General features: G+C 66.4%; 19 protein-coding genes. 10 read left to right on the top strand and 9 right to left on the bottom strand.

Features of this window, described 5'->3' with window-relative positions; genetic code table 11:
• Positions 1-32 precede the first annotated feature (32 nt).
• Together FB453_RS35200 and FB453_RS31170 are read right to left on the bottom strand one after the other, a co-directional pair.
• On the bottom strand, positions 33-272 hold the full coding sequence (locus tag FB453_RS35200; RefSeq protein ID WP_486480539.1) for a hypothetical protein: 240 nt from the start codon (positions 270-272) through the stop codon (positions 33-35).
• Between the two features lie 490 nt (positions 273-762).
• Positions 763-1,728, bottom strand: coding sequence for a hypothetical protein (locus tag FB453_RS31170; RefSeq protein ID WP_145796002.1), 966 nt, complete (start codon positions 1,726-1,728; stop codon positions 763-765).
• 1,425 nt (positions 1,729-3,153) lie between these two features.
• Between FB453_RS31170 and FB453_RS35195 the strand changes: the two genes are divergently transcribed.
• Both FB453_RS35195 and FB453_RS31160 read left to right on the top strand, forming a co-directional pair.
• Positions 3,154-4,017 carry a type IV secretory system conjugative DNA transfer family protein gene (locus tag FB453_RS35195; protein ID WP_486480538.1) on the top strand — a complete coding sequence of 288 codons (864 nt, stop codon included), beginning with the start codon at positions 3,154-3,156 and terminating at the stop codon, positions 4,015-4,017.
• Between the two features lie 363 nt (positions 4,018-4,380).
• Complete coding sequence (locus tag FB453_RS31160; RefSeq protein WP_145796000.1) at positions 4,381-4,572, top strand: hypothetical protein; 192 nt, start codon at positions 4,381-4,383, stop codon at positions 4,570-4,572.
• A gap of 67 nt (positions 4,573-4,639) precedes the next feature.
• Here the strand turns inward: FB453_RS31160 and FB453_RS34700 are convergent, their stop codons facing one another.
• Entirely contained in the window at positions 4,640-5,563 is a 924-nt protein-coding gene (locus tag FB453_RS34700; protein ID WP_222431447.1) for a hypothetical protein, read from the bottom strand.
• Between the two features lie 449 nt (positions 5,564-6,012).
• Between FB453_RS34700 and FB453_RS31150 the strand changes: the two genes are divergently transcribed.
• The 6 genes from FB453_RS31150 to FB453_RS31125 all read left to right on the top strand — a co-directional run bounded on the left by FB453_RS31150 (position 6,013) and on the right by FB453_RS31125 (position 9,682).
• The gene (locus FB453_RS31150; protein WP_145795998.1) at positions 6,013-6,813 is read left to right on the top strand and encodes an AbiJ-related protein; all 801 of its coding nucleotides are present in this window, start codon (positions 6,013-6,015) and stop codon (positions 6,811-6,813) included.
• Entirely contained in the window at positions 6,813-7,415 is a 603-nt protein-coding gene (locus FB453_RS31145; protein ID WP_145795996.1) for a hypothetical protein, read from the top strand. The genes FB453_RS31150 and FB453_RS31145 overlap by 1 nt, the downstream gene beginning before the upstream one ends.
• A 456-nt stretch (positions 7,416-7,871) precedes the next feature.
• Positions 7,872-8,117: a hypothetical protein gene (locus FB453_RS31140; protein WP_145795993.1), complete on the top strand. Its 246-nt coding sequence runs from the start codon at positions 7,872-7,874 to the stop codon at positions 8,115-8,117.
• 39 nt (positions 8,118-8,156) lie between these two features.
• Complete coding sequence (locus FB453_RS31135; protein ID WP_145795991.1) at positions 8,157-8,435, top strand: hypothetical protein; 279 nt, start codon at positions 8,157-8,159, stop codon at positions 8,433-8,435.
• Complete coding sequence (locus FB453_RS31130; RefSeq protein ID WP_145795989.1) at positions 8,432-8,752, top strand: hypothetical protein; 321 nt, start codon at positions 8,432-8,434, stop codon at positions 8,750-8,752. Before FB453_RS31135 ends, FB453_RS31130 begins: the two co-directional genes overlap by 4 nt.
• A 144-nt stretch (positions 8,753-8,896) precedes the next feature.
• Positions 8,897-9,682 carry a hypothetical protein gene (locus tag FB453_RS31125; protein WP_145795986.1) on the top strand — a complete coding sequence of 262 codons (786 nt, stop codon included), beginning with the start codon at positions 8,897-8,899 and terminating at the stop codon, positions 9,680-9,682.
• A 2-nt stretch (positions 9,683-9,684) separates the two neighbouring features.
• Here the strand turns inward: FB453_RS31125 and FB453_RS31120 are convergent, their stop codons facing one another.
• From FB453_RS31120 to FB453_RS34520, 3 genes are read right to left on the bottom strand one after another with little or no spacing between them, the layout of a single operon-like run.
• The gene (locus tag FB453_RS31120; RefSeq protein ID WP_222431446.1) at positions 9,685-10,221 is read right to left on the bottom strand and encodes an excalibur calcium-binding domain-containing protein; all 537 of its coding nucleotides are present in this window, start codon (positions 10,219-10,221) and stop codon (positions 9,685-9,687) included.
• 59 nt (positions 10,222-10,280) lie between these two features.
• Positions 10,281-10,466, bottom strand: coding sequence for a GNAT family N-acetyltransferase (locus tag FB453_RS31115; RefSeq protein ID WP_145796110.1), 186 nt, complete (start codon positions 10,464-10,466; stop codon positions 10,281-10,283).
• Between the two features lie 45 nt (positions 10,467-10,511).
• Positions 10,512-10,661: a hypothetical protein gene (locus FB453_RS34520; RefSeq protein WP_186718675.1), complete on the bottom strand. Its 150-nt coding sequence runs from the start codon at positions 10,659-10,661 to the stop codon at positions 10,512-10,514.
• A 229-nt stretch (positions 10,662-10,890) separates the two neighbouring features.
• On the opposite strand from FB453_RS34520, the gene FB453_RS31110 reads away from it, so the two are divergent.
• Positions 10,891-12,096: an IS110 family RNA-guided transposase gene (locus FB453_RS31110; protein WP_145795984.1), complete on the top strand. Its 1,206-nt coding sequence runs from the start codon at positions 10,891-10,893 to the stop codon at positions 12,094-12,096.
• Here the strand turns inward: FB453_RS31110 and FB453_RS31105 are convergent.
• From FB453_RS31105 to FB453_RS31095, 3 genes are all read right to left on the bottom strand, one after another.
• Positions 12,089-12,577, bottom strand: a complete 489-nt coding sequence (locus FB453_RS31105) for a hypothetical protein (RefSeq protein ID WP_145795981.1) — start codon at positions 12,575-12,577, stop codon at positions 12,089-12,091. The two genes, FB453_RS31110 and FB453_RS31105, sit on opposite strands and share 8 nt — an antisense overlap.
• A gap of 273 nt (positions 12,578-12,850) precedes the next feature.
• Positions 12,851-15,424 carry a tetratricopeptide repeat protein gene (locus FB453_RS31100; protein ID WP_145795979.1) on the bottom strand — a complete coding sequence of 858 codons (2,574 nt, stop codon included), beginning with the start codon at positions 15,422-15,424 and terminating at the stop codon, positions 12,851-12,853.
• Positions 15,421-15,864, bottom strand: coding sequence for a hypothetical protein (locus FB453_RS31095; protein ID WP_186718673.1), 444 nt, complete (start codon positions 15,862-15,864; stop codon positions 15,421-15,423). Before FB453_RS31095 ends, FB453_RS31100 begins: the two co-directional genes overlap by 4 nt.
• Before the next feature lie 1,016 nt (positions 15,865-16,880).
• Between FB453_RS31095 and FB453_RS31085 the strand changes: the two genes are divergently transcribed.
• Positions 16,881-17,834, top strand: a complete 954-nt coding sequence (locus tag FB453_RS31085; protein WP_222431445.1) for an HNH endonuclease — start codon at positions 16,881-16,883, stop codon at positions 17,832-17,834.
• Positions 17,835-17,873 lie beyond the last annotated feature (39 nt).

The raw sequence follows: 17,873 nt of genomic DNA, 5'->3' as shown, positions 1-17,873 counted from the left end.
CCCAGCGCCAGGCCCACCCGCTGTCAACACGCTCAGATCGAAGGATGGGCTTCGTTGGTCAGGGCCGCTAGAGCGGCGCCGACCTCCTGGAGGTTCGCCCGAATGTACGTACTGGTGGTGCTGACATCGCTACCGCTTTCGGAGTGCCCGGCGTACGCGCGAGCCACGGCGTAGCCGAAGTTACGCTCGACCCAGGTAAGCGTCGTGTGCCGCAGCCAGTGCGTGCTGATCTGCTGCACGTACACCCACGGCAGATGCTCACCGATGCGCAACCACAGGTGGTCGTAGCGCCGGTGGGTGATCAGCTGCCCGTTGCGGTAACGCAGCAGCTGCCCCGTTCCGGTCGCCTGGCGCTCCTCGGCGTGCTGCTATAGGTGTCTCGTCAGCGTCGGTGACATCGGCTGCCACCGCACCGTGTCGCCCTTCTCCCGTAGCAGGATCAGGCACTGGTCCGTCGGCCGCAGAGCCAGCGCACCGCCCCCCGGGAGCACGCCGTCTCGGTGTGTAACCGCAGCAGCAGACTGTCAGCGCCGGGTCGTCGCCCCTGCTGGCCGCGACGGCGTTGGACCGCGCCGTGCGGTATTCGCCTGCGACCGTGGACGAGATGGCAGCCAGGTGCGGACGGGACGGCAAACAAACTCTCTGAAGGCTGAGTTGCGCATCATCGCAGCGAGCTGGTACTCGTGGCGAAGGTCAGCGGCCGTGCGCACGCTGCGGACGATGACCGTGGCACACGGCACAGGCAGCGGTTCAGCAAACCGATCATGGTGGGGTGATTTCTTGCTGACCGTCAGACCCCGTGCCGCTTGCAGGCTCTGAAACCGAGTTCTCTGCCGGATTTTGCAGCTCAGCATTTATCCGGAATCGGCGTTGACGAACTGTGGCCGGAGGGGCGGCGGCGAGGACCAAGAGCACCAGCAGCACGCCGGGAATTACGAGCCCGATGCCGGTGGTGGCGACGACAACTGCGGTCGAGTCTCCGGGAGTCATCATTGAGGGCGGGACGTATGACAGGGTACCCGCAAATATCGGCGCTATTAGTCCATATGCCAATACTGCGTAACAGGCGTACCGGAATGAGCCTGCATGTGATGCTGGCGGCGGCGGAGTGGTAGTGGCGCTTGCGGTTGAACCCGAGCGGTGAGGTTGGACCCGCGGCCAGACGGCTAGCCAGACGACGAGGCCACCGATGATTAGTGGCACGGCCAGAGTCATCCACTCGACCCAACCGGCGATGCCAGGAATTGCAATGTTGTAATAGTCCCGCGTGGCTCGGGTTAGCAGTAACGCGACAGCGATTACGACCCCTCGCGCCATTACTCGCGCGAGCTGGGCGACGTCAAATCCGTTGGCGCCGGCCGATAGAGCAGCGTCGGAGGGTTGCGAGGAGTCAGCATGATTGTGCACCAACCAGCCAATACCTGTCATTACCGCCGCGCCGCCGACGGCCAGGAGGCCGCTGGCGGCCATCCCTTCGCTCCAGACCCGTACGCATTGGTCGCTTTGGTCGCTGCCCGAAACCATGGCGAACATGTAGCTGTCGAATGCCAGGACCACGAAAGCGGAGATGAATAGCGCCCAAGCGTTGGCACCCCGCGCACCGACGCGACCGAACAGAATGGTAATTCCTGAAAAGACGAAGCCAGCGAGTACGGCTGCAAGAGCCGAGTTCGCTGACGCTGAGCTGACGATGCTCCAGCCGTAGCTTGGGCAACCCTCGTTTCCCACGACTCAAGCATGCGGCACCAAGTCAAGCTGGAGTTATCTGCAAGGTTGACTGCGCTGGCAGGGCCTGGGCGAATCGTGAAGGTGTCGGGCTTGATCCTCTTGTTGTGGACGTCCCACGCTGGTGGTAGCGGGGCGGGTATGACTCGTTCAGATGATCATCGAGTTTCTCTACGCCTTGTTGATCGTCCGCATTGAGTCGTGCCCACTGGTCATCATGCGAGGCGACGGCGATGACAAGCACGACGGGCAGAGCGACCCCCGGGCTCCCAGCGGCATCCCTATGCGGAAACCCTTAACGGATCACCGAAGCAGCCGACAGCATCAAGGAACGCCCAGTAGTCACGCTCAGTGTCCTGGCCCGGATAGTTGCGCTGCCCTCGGCAGGACGGGAAGGAGCGGACTGCCGGCACCTGCTCGAACGGGACAGCCGACTCACCTCTCCCGCTATCGCATCAACGAAGCCGACCTCGAACTCGATCGGATCCATCAGGCGACCACCGGACACGGACCCAAGACGGGCCACCACGAAGACCTCCCATCCCTCACCGGTCCGCCAGCGTCGCAGCCGCCAGGCTGGTCTGCCGTGGGTCGAGCAGCAATGTCAACGGGGCCGCCAACCTCACTGGGACGTCGCATCCCGGGACAGGACACTCATCACCGCGCGGGGCGCGTCGTGCAGGCGGCGAGTGACGTCCATAAGGGTCACTATGGTGTTCGCCCTCGGAAGGCTTCCTGTGTCCGCGCAGATAGGCTCCGTTCGCTCTTGCGTGTTCGCCTTGTCGGCCAGGACTCGGTCCGGTCGGGTTCTCGGACAGCCGGTGCCCAGCCGGACAGACGGTTGGCGTCAGGACCGGATGAACTGCGGGCTGTCACCGCGCTGCCCCGCGTGAGCACGATGCCGAGGGGTTTCGGCCTTGCTCGCACCCCAGGTGCGCTTCGTGGTCAACCCGCCACGGGGGGCGTCCGAGCGCGTGATCAGCAGGTTCGAGACTGACTCCACCAGGCGGTTCAATCTGCAGATCCCTCTTCTCGGTGCCCGGCAGCACGCTGATAGGCCCGAGCGCTCTCCTGGACCACCGCGCACACGCTCGTCGTGTCCATCGAGATCGGCGCCTTGGCGCTACTGACCAGCGCGGCGACGGCTTCCTGGCAGTGGTCACACCGACGCCGCGCCCGCGTCGACTCAGCGGCCCGGCGGATGGCCAGCCCCGCCGATCGCCATCTCGGCCTCAAGGGCCTGCCGACAGCGGCCGGGCCATCCCCGCGACCGCCGCCGCCCCGGGCCTACGCTGGTCACCAGCGTCAAGGGTGACATCGTCGACGCCACCCGCGATCTGCGCACCGAACGCGGCACGGTGTGGGCGTCCGACCCGCAGCACATCCTCGGCGCCGACCAGGGCATGTGGTTCAACCCCCCTGCGGACGGTGTCCACCATCACCGATGCCCGCCGCCTCGGCGAGCACTTCGCCGCTGTCGAACGCGAGCCCGGCGTCAGCCGCGACGCCTTCATCGACCCCTCCAGCAAGGAACTGGTGGCCAACCTGCTGCTGACCGCCGCCTGTTCCGGCCGGGACATCCTCGCCGGGTACCGGTGGGCGGTCAGCCCTCGTGACGACGAACCGGCGATGCTGCCGCGCGAGCACGGCTTCGCGCAGCCGGCCGACGCGGTCTCCGGAGTGGTCAACATGCCCGACAAGATCCGCGGCGGCATCTACGCCGGTGCCCAGAAGATGCTCATGTGCCTCACCGAGCCGGCCGTCACCGCCTGGGTGACCCCGCCGACCCGTGGCGGGGTCCTCGAGCTCGACCCGGCCGCGTTCGTGGTGAGCACCGACGTGCTGTACCTGCTCTCCCAGGGCGGGCCTGGCTCCCCCGCCCCGCTGGTCGCCGCCCTCACCGACGCCGTCCTGCGCGCCGGCGAGCTGCGCGCCCCCGCCTCAGCCGGCCGCCGCTTGGACCCGCCGCTGCTGAGCATCCTCGACGAGGCCGCGAACATCTGCCGCCTGCGGCAACTGCCCAACCTCTACTCCTACTACGGCTCCCACGGCCTGCCGATCGGTCTGCTGATCGCGGCCCTCGCCACCGGCGGTGTCATCATCGGCCCGCTCGCCGCCCGCATCACCCGCCGGGTCGGCGCCGAACGGGCCCTCGTCATCGGGGTGGCCGCGCACGCCGCCGCCTGGCCCATCATCGCTACCACCGGCAGCTCTTGGGTCGCCGCTCCGCTGCTCGCCGCGATCGGTGCATGCCAGACCCTCATCACCACGGTCAAGGCCGGCTTGCGGTAGCTGCTCGTACCAGCGGCCATGCTCGGTCGGGTCATCGCCGGATTCCGTACTGTCGCCACCAGCGCATCCCCCGCTGGCGCAGTCCTGGACGGGCTCATCGCGGCCGGTGCCGGCCTGCGGGCGCCGATGGTCGCTGGAGGCGTCATCCTCGCCGTGGCGGTGGCATGCGCGCTTCCTGCCCTGCTCCGGAGCGCTGCCAACGACTGATCAACAATTGTTCGGACGGTGGTTACCGTGACGTAGGGATGGTCCCCCACATCGTTTTTTTGCCGGAAATCCGGCCACTGTCTATAGTGCGCAGCACGGCCCTCAGATGAAGGTTCCTCCCTCAAGGGAGGGGTCTGATTCTTGGAGGAGTCCCGTATGTCGCCGACCACCCGCGCACTGTCGTTCGCCCTCGTCTTCGTGACCGCGCTGCTGGTCGCCAGCTGGACCGGGTTCCTCGTCTGGCTCAACACCCACAAGCCGGTCGACGCGATCCTCCAGTCCGGCGTTGCCTTCGCCGGCACCGTCGGCCTGAGCCTGGCCATCTGGGCGGCCTACCGGCAGAAGTGACCTCGCGCTGGGCCCTGCGCCGTAGCGGCGCGGGCAACCGTTGCTGCCCGCGCCTCCATCACCGGTCCTACTGGGCTGCGCGGGCCCGGTCGACGTCGCGCTTACTCATCCCGAACAGCGCGTTGGGGCCGCTTAGACCCTTCCACGGGTACCCGGCCATCAGCGCAGCGGCGATCAACTCGCCGTTGGTGACGTACCGGCCCGTCGCGCTCTCCACCACGTGCTTCATGCCGTAGCTGCCGACCGTCGGGGTCTTAACCGGTGCGATGTTCGTCCGGAGCCACCCACGGATCCGCAGCACGACGTCCTCCCGCGCCCGCAGCTGCTCCCGCCCATCGGCCACCTCCTGCGCCCGCTGCTCGACGGGAGTACCGAAGTACGCCCCGAACCCGAACCGCTGCAACGTCGGGTGAGCCTCCATCACCTCCGCCAGCGTCAACGCTGGGCCGAGCTCCACCGCCGGACGGGCGGCCGGAGTCGCCGGCACCGGACGCCGCTGGGCCGGCGGCGGCGGCTCACCGCGGCGTCGCCGGCAGGTGGCGTGGTCACAGTCCTGGCCGGTGGGCACCGAACGGACCGTCAACCGGCGCAACGCGCCGGCCCCGTCGAGCTTCGCGACTATGCCGTCCAGGTGCTCTGCCTTCGTGACGTAGAACGTGCCGAAGGCCAGCCACAACCCGCGCTGCTCGGGTGGCCCCTCCTGGAGGGCGCCCGCTACGGACCTGGCAAGGTCGTCCAGCGCCCACCACCGGTCGCCCTGGCTGATGTTGACGGCGATCAGCGGCCCATGCTCGGCCACGAGCTTCGCCCAAAATCGGCAGGTGATCGGCCGGCTCCAGCTGGCCATCGGCGGCAGCACCGCCACCTTGTCCGTCGCGGGCGGTAGCGGCTCGCTGGGTTGCGGCACCTGCCACCGGGCAGCGGTGTACGAGCCGCCCGTGGCGGCCTGCTGCAAACGGATTTCAACCTTGCGACGTCGGTTCCTGGTCATCGTGCGCTCCATCACGCGAGACGCCACGTCACATCTCGCCATGGGTGCAGTGACCTACGTCGAGTGAGATGCGCGATTCGGAGAACCTACGGCCTCGGCGCGCCGATGGGGACGTGGCCCACGACGCTCGGGTCTGGCAGGCGCTACTGCCGGCCATCACTCTACCCGGCGGGCGGCGAAGCCGACACTCCACACAGGTCACCCTTGCAACGTCGAGTGCGCGGATGCGGTATGTGGTCTGCGGTGATGGTGCGGTGGCTCGGCGTCTGATCATCAAAATGGCGGGCCGCTTCGGTGTCGCGGGTACCGTGGTCGCACCGCGAAGGGGAAGCAGGTGCTGCACTTGGACGGGTCGCCCCGATCCTGTGTCCGTGCAGGACTACGCTTGGAGCGTTGATCGATATCTGAGGCCAGTGTGACTTCGGTGCGATGCCTGCCAGAATGACACGATGGCTGACGACGCGGGTGTCGCGACGCTTCGTGAGGTCGTGACCCGGGCCGCCCGCGCGATCGCTGACGGAAGCACTCACGCCAAGCTCGACGAGGACCTGGCCGAGGCTGGACTCCCGCCATCGACAGACGGCGAGACCAAAGCCCAGCGTGGCGCAAGCAGCGCCGCATCGGTCCCGGACGAGCGACTCCGGGAGGTCGCCATCGGTCTGGTCGAACGGCACACCGGCCTACACATGATCGGCCGCATGACGATCCAGGACCTCGTGTGGGCCGACGAGCATCCTCCTCCGATCCCGAAGCGGACACGACGCGACCTCGCCCGGGCCTTGCCGGGGTCGATCCTGGTCGATCACGCACAGCGATTCCACAACCTCCTGGCCACGCTGTTTGACCTAGGCCGCGGCGGCATCTCTTTCGGCTTCGAGGACACCAGCCTCAGCGGGCAGATCGACCGGGACTTCTACCGCAACGACGACTGGACCGTCGAGCAGTTGTTCGACGAACTCGGTGCGGTCGATCAGGCATCCGACCGCAGGTTCGCTCTCTTCCTCGAAGGCATGGTGTCCGGCGACACCGTGCCGGACGAAGACGCTCAACGCCACCTGGTCAGCGCGATCAATCCGCCGCTGGCCGTCGTCGGGCTGGAGCTTCGGGAGACAGGCAACACCGACGGCTACCCGACCTTCCACCTGGTGGCACCGGATCCAGGACCAGCCGACCCAAGCAGCTCATATTCGCGTCCCCGAAGAAGCCCGATCTTCGGCTCATCGACGTCATCGACAGCGACGTCGAGGTAGTGGATCCCACCGGGGACGTCCTCGTCTACGACCGGCCCATCGGCCCTGCGGGCCTGCGCTGGCGCGACCTACAGAGTTGGTGGGCGGACACCCGCCAGATCGACGATAGCCACCGCGCCAAGCGGGAGCTGTACCAGCGGCTTGGCAGCAGCGTGCCGCAGGGCTCGCCGCATCAGCTGCTCCTGTTCAAGCTCTACCACGACATCTACCGTGGTGCCCTGCAGGACCTTCCCGCCCTCTTGCCCGAGGTGTGGCGCCACTGGGACCCGAAGACAATCAAGACCCGCGGTAAGGACGCGCTGGTGCAGTTCCGCATGGACTTCCTGCTGCTCGCACCGGCGGGCGCCCGAATCGTGCTGGAAGTCGACGGCCAAACGCACTATGCAAGCGAACAAGGGACCGCCGACGGCGAGCGACGCTGGCTTCCGGATGGCAACGAGTACGCACGTACCGTGGCCGCCAGCCGCGACCTCACCCTCGCCGGCTACGAGGTCTATCGGTTCGGCACGAACGAACTCCACGACGAAGGCCAGGCGCGCCCGCTAGTCGCGGCCTTCTTCAACAGCCTCTTCCGCAGGCACCACATCGCCCTACCCAGGTAGACGAAACAAGCCTGCGAGCCACTCGGAGACTTCACTGACCCATGGACACCAAGATTCACGCCGCGCGCCAGTGCGGCGGCGGCTGATGACGGCAGCGGGCCCTCTCTTCCGGACTGCAGTTGAGAGGACCCGCTGGTCGGGCTAGCACAGGGTAAAACTACTTGCGACCGAGTCCGGACAGTTTTGCACCTGCGTGGTCGCCCAAGCCACCCGCCGGCAGGTACCCAAACAGCTCCGCCGATCCCTGGAACAACCCGAATGGCACGACGGGCGACTCATAGTGACGGCACAATGCAGCCCGACGGAAACACCTTCACGCTGAGGGTGAGCCGCAGGTCCACGTCACGCTGGTGTGGCCGTAGCCGTCTGACGACAAGTTGCCGCTGGAGCACTGCTGACTGTCGGGCAGGCGACACCGCCCGGCGTGTCATTGTCGGGCGTACCTAGCGTGCGGGCATGACTGACAACGACGACCTGATCAACGGCTACTGGGCGCGGGTGCACAGGGACTACGGCGACACCGAAAGCAACGAGTACGTCAACCTGCGCAACGCGATCGGCCTGCGTGTGGTGAAGGTCGGATCCCGGCACTACATCGGCGCCGACTACCCCACCGGCGTGGTGCCGCTCGCGCTGGTCGACTCGGGCAGCGACCATTCGGTTCGGTACCGCATGGTTGAGCTGTTGCGCGGTCTGCGCTGACCAGCACACCACCTCTTGTAAACGGTGTAAACTCTAAGTGTGGATGAGCAGTACCGCTGGACAGACGACACCTACGACGCCCTGCACGCCGCCGGCGTCGACTGGCGCGACGTCCTCCACGTACTCAGCACACACCCCCGCATCCGCCGGCACCTGGGCGCAGTCCTCAACCTTGCCGCCCCCGCCCGCAACGGCGAATGGTTAGCCACCGCAGCAATCGAGGAAAGCAGCGACACCTACCTCGTCGTTGGTGCCCGATGGCTGAGCCTCGACGAAACAGAATCCGCACGCAAAATGCTCGAAGGGGGACACACGTGACTAGCCGTGAGGACGCGCTGAATGCACTGAACGACCGCGACTGGACAGGCGCGGACGTTGATACAGGCCAACCCAGCAACGTCACTATCGTCGTCTCCGCGCGGCTACACGCGGACCTCGCTGCGGAGCTATTCGCCGAAGCTGAGGCGCGCGGCGTCAAACCTGGTGTGCTGGTCCGCGACCTTGTGGAGCAAGGGCTATCGGCGGTCAAAGCAGCATCAGACGAGCATGTGATGGTGATCGACCCGGCTGCGTTGCAAACGGAGATACAGCAGGCCATTCGCCGCTCGCAGCGCACCGGTCGTGCCGCAGCGTGAACGTTCGCGAATTTGGGGTTGGCTCGCCGCGCCTTTGTCTGCGCAGCAGTGGGCGGGCACGCCGCTGACTGCGCCCGCACGACCTCACCCCGCCGCCCAAAACTGGTGGGACGTTGTCCGCGCGGGCGCGTAGCGTGCCCGAACATGGACGCGCAGGAACAGCAGTTTTACGACGCGATGGTCAACAACCTGGGCGACATTGACCCGTGGTTGAAGCGGCTTGACGCCGACACTCGTCGCGAGGAACTGCCCCCGCGTAGCCCACTCGCTGCCGACGACCGAGCGACCAGCCCCTATCACCTGAGCCACGCCGCATGGTTCGCGCTGCACACCGCAGTCGACCACCTGCATTTGCATCGTACGGCCGTCCGCGAGGCCGGCGTTATACACACGTTCGCCCCTTACACACTGCTGCGTGGCGCGTTCGAGAACGCGTGCACGGCGGTGTGGCTGCTCGCGCCTCCTAGTCGCGACGAGCGCGTGTTGCGCAGGTTGCGCCACTACTCCGCGAACATCAACAACGCTGAGCGCATTGCCGCCGTGGTTGGCGCTGACGACGCCACGGAGCATGAGCAGCGCCGCCGGCGAATCGTTGACGTGGGGCTGTCCCGGGGATTCACCCGTAAGCAGGTTTTGGAAAGGCTGTCGCCCACGGAGGTGGTGACCGCAGCCGGTGGGCATTCGGCGATGGGTGAGACGAGAGCCCGCCTGGTGTGGGGGCTGTGCAGTGGCAGCGCCCACGGCGACTTCTGGTCGCTACCGACGCTTGCTCACCATGTGGAGTTACCTGGGGCACCGGACGGCATCGCTCACCTCCGTGTCACTGGGGATGCCAGCAAGCTGCACTTCCTCACGTTCTATGCGGTGGCGATGGCGCGAAATGGGTGGAGCCTGTACGACAAACGGTCCACGCCGCCGTACGTCGGGTAGCCCTATTCACAGCCGACCCCGTCGCCGTCACGATCTAGCTTCCGCGAATAGCCGGGGTCGCCTTTGCGGATGGGTGCCGCGCCGGCTGCCCTCACCGCCGCACAGTTGGCGTAGTACACGTCCCCGTCGGGTGCGGGTCCGGAGTCACCGTTGCCGCCGTCCGGTTCGCACGCCTCCCCGTCCCCGTCACGGTCCAGCTCGGGGCGAAAGCCGGGGTCACCCGGGTACAGGGGGTCGGCGTCGGCATCCCTCACGGCGTCGCAGTTCTTGTAGAACGGCTCCTTCGGGGTCGGCTTGGGTGCCGGTTTGCGGGGCGCTTCTGTGGTCGGCTCGGCCACTGTTTCGGGCTGCTCGTCCTTAGGCTCGTCCGCTGGCGTGGGGTCGTCAACGAGCTGTTCGACGCGCACCGTCGGCGAGGGTTTCGGGTCGCTGGGGTCGTTCCCGCCGAGGGCGTTGCCGATGCCGGAGCCGCAGCAGCACAGGCCGAACAGGACGACGATACCGAGGCCGATTTTCTGCATCTGGTTGAGTTTGCTCACCCAAGCCATGGTGGTGAGCTGATTACGCAATGGGCACCCGCCAACCGGATGTGGCGATGTCAGGAAGGTGACTCACCGGTCGGCGGTGGCCGTTCGGTGGCGTAGATCCGGTGGAGCCCAAAGTGGTTGAAGCCCCATGCCAGGACAGCCGTGGCGGCCTCTGTTGCCAGCCCGCGACCCGCATGGTCAGGGTGAAAGACGTACTTGAGTTCGGCAGCGCGGTCCAGCTCACTACGCCAGACCAGCTCCGCGGCTCGGCCCGCACTGTCCCTGCGGGCCGAGCACCCCTACTACCGCACCTGCTTGAGCAGCGTCTGAACACCGGTCAAAGTAAAGGGCACCCGCTGCCCGTCGACCGCCGGCAACGACACCATCAACGCCAACTCGCCCAGCGCGCCGACCGGCGCCGTCGACGACTCCACGAACCGCAGTTCCCCCATTACCTTCTTGGTGGCCCCGCAATGGGGCGCCCGGCCTCCGGGTCCGGCATGACTGCTCCCCCTGTTGAACGCATGGCCTGGGGGGTGGTGTCACCGGCCCGGAGGCATCGACAGACCGCTGATTAGGGGCATGACCACCGGCTTGTCCGCAGGTCGGGAGGCTCTTCGTAATGTGGATGTGGCGATCGGTGCCGTGGGACGGCCGGGCGGGGACGACCGAAGGACGCACATGATCGACGTCAGCGACATCGGAGTCTTCCTCGGCCTGGACGTCGGCAAGGGCGAACACCACGCCACCGCCGTCACCCCGGCTGGGAAGAAGTCCTTCGACAAGCGGCTGCCCAACAGCGAACCCAAGCTCCGCGAGCTCTTCGGCAAGCTCCAGGCGAAGCACGGAACCGTGCTTGTTGTGGTCGACCAGCCGGCCTCCATCGGCGCCCTGCCGCTCGCGGTCGCCCGTGAGATGGGCTGCCCGGTTGCCTACCTGCCCGGACTGACCATGCGTCGGATCGCCGACCTCTACCCAGGTGAGGCGAAGACCGACGCTCGCGACGCGTTCGTCATCGCGGACGCGGCCCGCGTCATGCCGCACACGCTCCGCTCGGTCGAGGTCGAAGACGAGGCCATCGCTGAGCTGGAGATGCTCGTCGGCTTCGACGACGATCTGGCGAGCGAGGTAACCCGCGTCAGCAATCGGCTCCGCGGCCTGCTCACCCAGATCCACCCGCACCTGGAACGCGTTCTGGGCCCGCGCCTGCAGCACCCGGCCGTCCTCGCGCTGCTGGAGCGGTTCGGCTCCCCAGCCCAGATCCGCAAGGCAGGACGCCCACGCCTGATCGGTCTGCTGCGGCCGAAGGCCCCGCGGATGGCCGAGCGCCTGGTCGAGGACATCTTCACCGCTCTGGACGAGCAGTCCGTCGTCGTCCCCGGCACGGATGCTGCCGCGCTCATCGTCCCGAGCCTGGCCGGCTCACTGGCTACCGTTCTGAACCAGCGCAACGTGCTGGCCGTCCGGATCGAGGAACTGCTGGACAGCCATCCTCTTTCGAAGGTCCTGACGTCCATGCTGCCGGGGATCGGCGTCAGGACCGGAGCCAGGATCCTCATCGACGTCGGCGACGGCAGCAGCTTCCCCACCGCCGCCCACCTCGCAGCCTACGCAGGCCTCGCCCCCGTGACCCGATCCTCCGGTTCTTCCATCCGCGGCGAACAACCCTCCAGACGCGGCAACAAGCAGCTCAAACGCGCCTTCTTCCTGTCCTCGTTCGCGTCCCTGGCCGACCCCGTCTCACGGGCCTACTACGACAAGAAGATCGCCCAGGGAAAGCACCACACCCAGGCCCTGCTCTGCCTTGCACGACGCCGGGCCGACGTCCTGTTCGCCATGCTCCGCGACGGAACCTTCTACGAACCGCGAACAGCGATGGTCACCTGACCGGCGGCTCCGCCAACACAACGACACCGTCCGCCTCAACGTCGAAGCCGAGCACCGGATGGCTCCCGTCGCCGCCCTCGGAATCCATCAGCACGGCTTTGCCCAGGCACCTTCCGATCGCCGTCACAAAACCGCAGAACACGTCGAGCCGCTCCTGCCCCTGAAGCTCCCGCAGATCGACATCGAAGTCGATCTCATTCGCCGCATAGAACCGGGAAATCGCCAGGACATCCACCGACGGCCAGACCCGCAGCTCCGGGCACTCGGCGCCAGCCGGGCGGGACAATACGGCCGCCGCCCTCGGCAGCGGCAGCACCACCGCGCCTTCGGAGTACTGGAACGCCCAACCCTGAGCGACGACGAGATCTAGGACCGACTGCCAGTCCTCCACCGAGGCGCCAGGCACGCAGACGTCCGGCAACGCCCCCATCACCCAGGGATCGAAGAACCACCTGACGTCATCCCACAGCAGATCAGGCACCACGCCATCCTGCCCTCACCACGGCCCCCACGCCGACTCGATTCCTTGACGAAACCCATAGGGGCACCCCCCGCTCGATCATCGATCTAGACGAGCCGAAGAACCGCCACCCGCGAACACACCTAAGCGAGCACCAGACCAGCCGTCCGATCACAGGCTGTAACGGATCAGCCTTCGCAACCAGGCGCTCGAACCAAACAAATAAGCGATCTTGCCAGTAGAGCGCAGTGCGAGCGATCGGACGCGACTCCTCGCTCGCCGCTCACGTCGTCGTCAGCTGTAACGCGCTACGCCGAGCAGCTGAACTACTTGCCGTTGCTTGTCTACGAGTCCGGCCCAACGAGCGTGCGCTAACGCGTACTGGAGGAATCGGCGGGCCGCCTGAAACTCGCGCTGGGCGTGAAGCACGCGTGCCACGAGAAGTAGGTCCGATAACGGAAGGTAAGGGTGTGAGCGCCGATAGTCGCCGAGCAAGGCTTCCCGGAGCTGGTCAACCCAACCGTGCTGCCTGGAGACCGCTCGTACCGCACAGGACACAAGACGGACCGAGCCGGTGACTTGACTCGTGGGTCGGTCTCGGACCAGGTGCTCCGCTTCTCGAGTCGCAGCTTCGGCTAACTCGGGATGCCCGACCGACAACAGCACGAGCGCTCGTACGCTTTGCATATGAGCTAGGCCCGCCCTGTCGCCGATGCGTTCGAAGATCCGAAGAGCCTCGTCGACGTAGAGACCCGCCTGGTGTTCCTCTCCGAGCAGGAGGTTGGCCACGGCAAGCGGGCGTAGGGCCCACGCCGTTTGAGGCGGTCTATCCAGTATACGAGTGAGGCGGAGGGACTCTTCGAGAGGTGCGAGCGCGTCCGTCGGGCAGCCGCGTTGGATCTCCTGCCACCCCCGCGTGTACAGACAGAAGGAAATCTCGCCGAGGTCCCCGGATACTCGCGCCACGGATTCCGCCTGAGCTAGGTACCTCGCAGCCGCCTCCTGATGGCCAATGACATCCAGCGTGCCGGACAGCTGGCACAGCAAGTTCGACTCGTCAACTAGTTCTCCGAGCTGTCGGCTCAGCCGGATGGCCGCTGCGTAATGTCCGATTGCGTCGCGCCAGCGTCCCCACTCGCCGTAGTTCATGGCGATGATGGAGTGCGCGTCGCGGATCAACCGGCTGTTCTCGGCTCGACGTGCCGCGGAGAGGGCAGCTCGCCCGTACTCCTCAGCCTCCTGATAGTCACCCTGGTAACACCGGATGACGGCGAGCCAGCCGTTCACCTTGCTGAGCCCGCTCTCATCCCCGATGACCTGGTACTCGCCGAGCGCAACCCAAAGCCGCTGCTCCGACGCCGCATAGTCATCCTCGGTGTAGCTCATTAGCGCAAACTGCAGCAGACCCTCAGCCAGCAATGCGCGGTTGAAGCGAGCAATCCGGCGGCGTTGCTCCGGTGCCGTCACGCAGTCGACAAGCTGAACACATTCCTCCAAGTTCCGTTGTCGTCGGGCCTGAACCAGTGCATCCCGCCAGCGGGGCACAATGTCGTACTCGGCGACAGCGAACCGGTGATAACTCTCCTCAGCGAAGTCGCCTGTCCGGTGGTAGTAATCGGCGGCAGCGCGCTGCATCCTTGACAACCGCAGTGGCTCTTCGCGCTCCAAGTGCATCAGCACTGCCGCCCGGACCATCCGGTGAACGTGCCGGCGACCTGCCTTGTCGGTGGCGGTTGCGGTTCGGACAAAAGAGTGCCGACAGAACCTGTCCCACCAGTCGTAAGGCACCTCGATCTTGGACAGCTCCAGTAGGTGATGCACAAGCTCGAGACTCAACTGCCGCGGGATCACCGCGCAGTGGATCACCTGCCGGTCGACCTCCGACAGCCGAGCGAGGAACACCTCCGGCAGCCACTGTTCGGTAGGCCTGCTGTTTGCGATGCTTCGCAGCCACTCGGCCGTCGGTTCGCGCGATCCGGATCGTAGGGCGCACGCCTCAGCCACCATGGCGGTCCACAGAGGGACTCCACCGCACAACTCATGCACGACCGCGGTGAAGGCCACATCGTGATGACCAACCGCTGCGAGGTATGCGGCTGTCTCGCCTGGTGACCACTCCGCTAGCTCCACTTGCCGTAGCCAACTGTCGCGTCCAGGTAGCCGGTTCCGCCCTGCCAGAACGACGCGCAGGCCCGGCGCCGCCTCGACGAGTTCCGGGAGGAACTCGTACATGAACCACTGGGACAAGCCCAGCGAGGACTCCGCCATCAACTTTCCGGCGCCCGCATCCTGCTCCTCCGCCAGTCGCATCAACTCGACAGTGTCGACGAGCAGCAGCACCTGCTGAGGTGGTGATGCCCGCAGCTGGTTCAGCAGCGCCCGAACGAGCGATCGCCGGTACGCCAACAGGGCCGCGGTCGGTACGACCGAATATCCGTTGACCTGTACGTGGGCACCCCGGACCTGACCGCCGAACGAAGCAGACTGACTCACGCGGATGTCCGTCGTCGGGGTGAGGAACTCACGGACAGCACGAGAGGCCTCCCCCTCGAAGCCACGCAGCCTTTGACCGCCCTCCTCGCCGTGGGGTGACAACAGGAGCCGGGCCAGAGAGAACAACAGGCCGTCGGTCAAGGCGGATGACTTACCAGCCCCAGCCAACGGAAGATTGGCCGCCTCCAGGTCGAGCAGCCGGACCGGCCACCCTTGCACGTGCGAGGCGATGTGCCTCAGCAGCGCTGACTTCCCGACGCCCGACTGTCCCCAGAACGCCAGAACCCGAACGCGCGAATCGGACGAGAGGAGCCGGTCCACCAGTGCGAACTGGCTGATGCGCCCAACGAAAGGCGGAACGTCAACGCTGCTCACTCTGCGTCGATCTTCCCACCCTGGATTACTCCCCTGCGTGCCGTTCGCCGGACCTCGGCGCCCTTGGCCGCTGTGTTACCGCCCCGGATCTCGCCATGCCGCTCGGCCCGCTCTGCCACCGTCGCGCCGTCTGCTGCCTCGATAACGCTATCCACGATGTCACCACCCCGAGCGACCTGCGTCACGGCCGTCCTGCGAACCGTCGAACCGGTGTCGCCCGTACGGAGCACGGCAAGCACCGCGCCAGCGAGCACGAGGCCCACTAGTGCCGTGACAAGGCTCCAGCTCCAGTCGGCGGTGACCAAGTTCGTCACCACACCCACTGCTGCGGCTACAACCGCACTCAACGCAGCGAGGGCCGACCGAGGCAGCGACCGGATCCGCATCCTGACTCCCTCTGTCCCACCATCCACCGTAGAGCTACGACCCACGGCGGTCATCAGGTGAGCGGATCGAATGACCCGATATCCCCGGCGCCATGGCCACGGCGATATCTGCCTAGGTCAAAGCCACCATTCACGCTCGCTCGGTGGGAGCGGATAGTTGTCAAAGGGCCCGTCACGAGAAGCCAGCTGCGACGTCACCCTGTCGATCGCCGGCCGTGCACAGGTCGCCAGCTTCGTCAGTAGGCCCTCGGCGCGACTGCGCACCGAACCAGCGCCGCAACGTCATCCAGGATCTCGCGCGGCTGCCTCAAGAGTCGTGGAGCGGGCCGCCGCGCGGCCCACCACGTCCCGCGGACCCAGATGGCTCGTACGGACGCTGGTGGGACGGGCGGCGGTCTGCTCGGCTTGGCCGGGTCGATGGCAGGCAGGATGACCCGCCGCCGCCACCCTCAGAGCCGGCGTCCGCAAACAACCTCCGGCCATCCAGTAGCCGGAGCGCCGCCGCGGCGGCGCAGTGACCGCAACCCCGCGCTAAGCGCCACCTGCCGAGTCGGCTGAAGCCCTCCCCCACATCAAGCTTGGTACGCACCGCGCCAGTCGGACGACAAACACCTGGCCCGGCTCCGGCCATAGGTTTGGTCAGGAGGCACAGGTTTGAGCAGCTCTGCAGTGCGAACCTCTCCGACGACTGCAGCCGCAGGCTCCAGTTGTACTTCACGGCGATCCAAGTCTTGCTATAGGTGCACCGATACGACGACAGGGGCGCCTGCCACGGGAGGGGTCCTGGTCGCCCTTGGACTGGTTAACGTTCTCCGTCACCGTGATCAACTGTGGGCGGCTCAGATCGTTGGCGAAACTCTGCCGGCGAGTGCCCTCGCGCATCGTCAATTCCGCGTTGCGATCCTCGCCCCGTCCGGGGGCCGGGCGCGGCAGGCCAGCCCGAGGCCCAAAGCCAGTCACCCTCCAACCTCGGTACCGCTGGCCGTCAGGCGCGGTCCGCGCACCTTTCATGGTGTCCCACCCCTCAGCTAGTTTCTCTCCGTAAGCGCAAAGGGGAGGAGATTTTGGCCGTGGATCACGATTCGCCCAGGGCGTGGCTGATGCTCGCTGTCGGCGCGGATCGACAGCACGGAGGCAACGACGGGTATGACGACGACCCGGACGTTCACTACAGCTGGGACGACACCGTCGCGAACGCCCGGACCGTGGCTGTCGGTGATCGCATCGTCCTATGGGACAAGGAGGCGGTCATCGGTGCCTCCCTGATCGAGGAGATCGAGACCGGCTACGCGGAGAAGATCCTCTATCGGTGCCCTCGCTGCGGCAAAGCGAACATCAAGAGACGCAAGCGCGATTCACCAGCGTTCAGGTGCCACCCGTGCGCGGACACCTTCGACGTTGCTGCAACCCGGGTGGAACGCGTCGAGACCTTCCGGTCCCGCCACGACGCCAACTGGATCGACCTGGGGCGCTGCCTGGAAGGAGAAACCCTGCGCAACCTCTGCGTCTCACCGAAATCTCAGCTCAGCATGCGTCTTCTGCGCTGGGACGCTTTTACCGAGGCATTGCAGAGTGCCGGCGGGGGGCGGGGTGCGCTGCTCCTTGAGGAGGCGACCCGTTGGGCCCAGTCACGCCCGGGCGGGCACCGGCACGCGAGGGTGCGCGTCCGTGTGGGTCAACGTGGGTTCAGGGAACGCCTGCTCGCAATCCTGGGGCCGGTGTGCGCCTTCACCGGGCCTGGTCCTGCCGCGGTGCTGGAAGCGGCGCACCTGTACAGCTATGCGGCGGTTGGCGAGCATCATGACGATGGAGGGCTGCTCTTGAGACGGGATGTTCACCGGCTCTTTGATCAGGGGGACATCGCGGTTGACCCGCGCACCCTGACGATCAGTCTGCGAGACGATCTCGCCAGATACCCGGGCTACGCGCCTTTGCAGGGGCGGCCGCTCGCCACCAAATTGGATCGCGGACATGTTGGTTGGATAGAGAAGCACTGGAGGCAGCACCGCCCTGATTCTCCCTGAGCGACCGCAGCCACCACAGCGTGACCGGGGAGGGCTGTT

It is taken from the genome of Micromonospora sp. CNZ322 (assembly GCF_007827755.1).
Note: the sequence above shows the minus strand (reverse complement) of the source record. Positions and strands in the feature narration are given on the sequence as shown.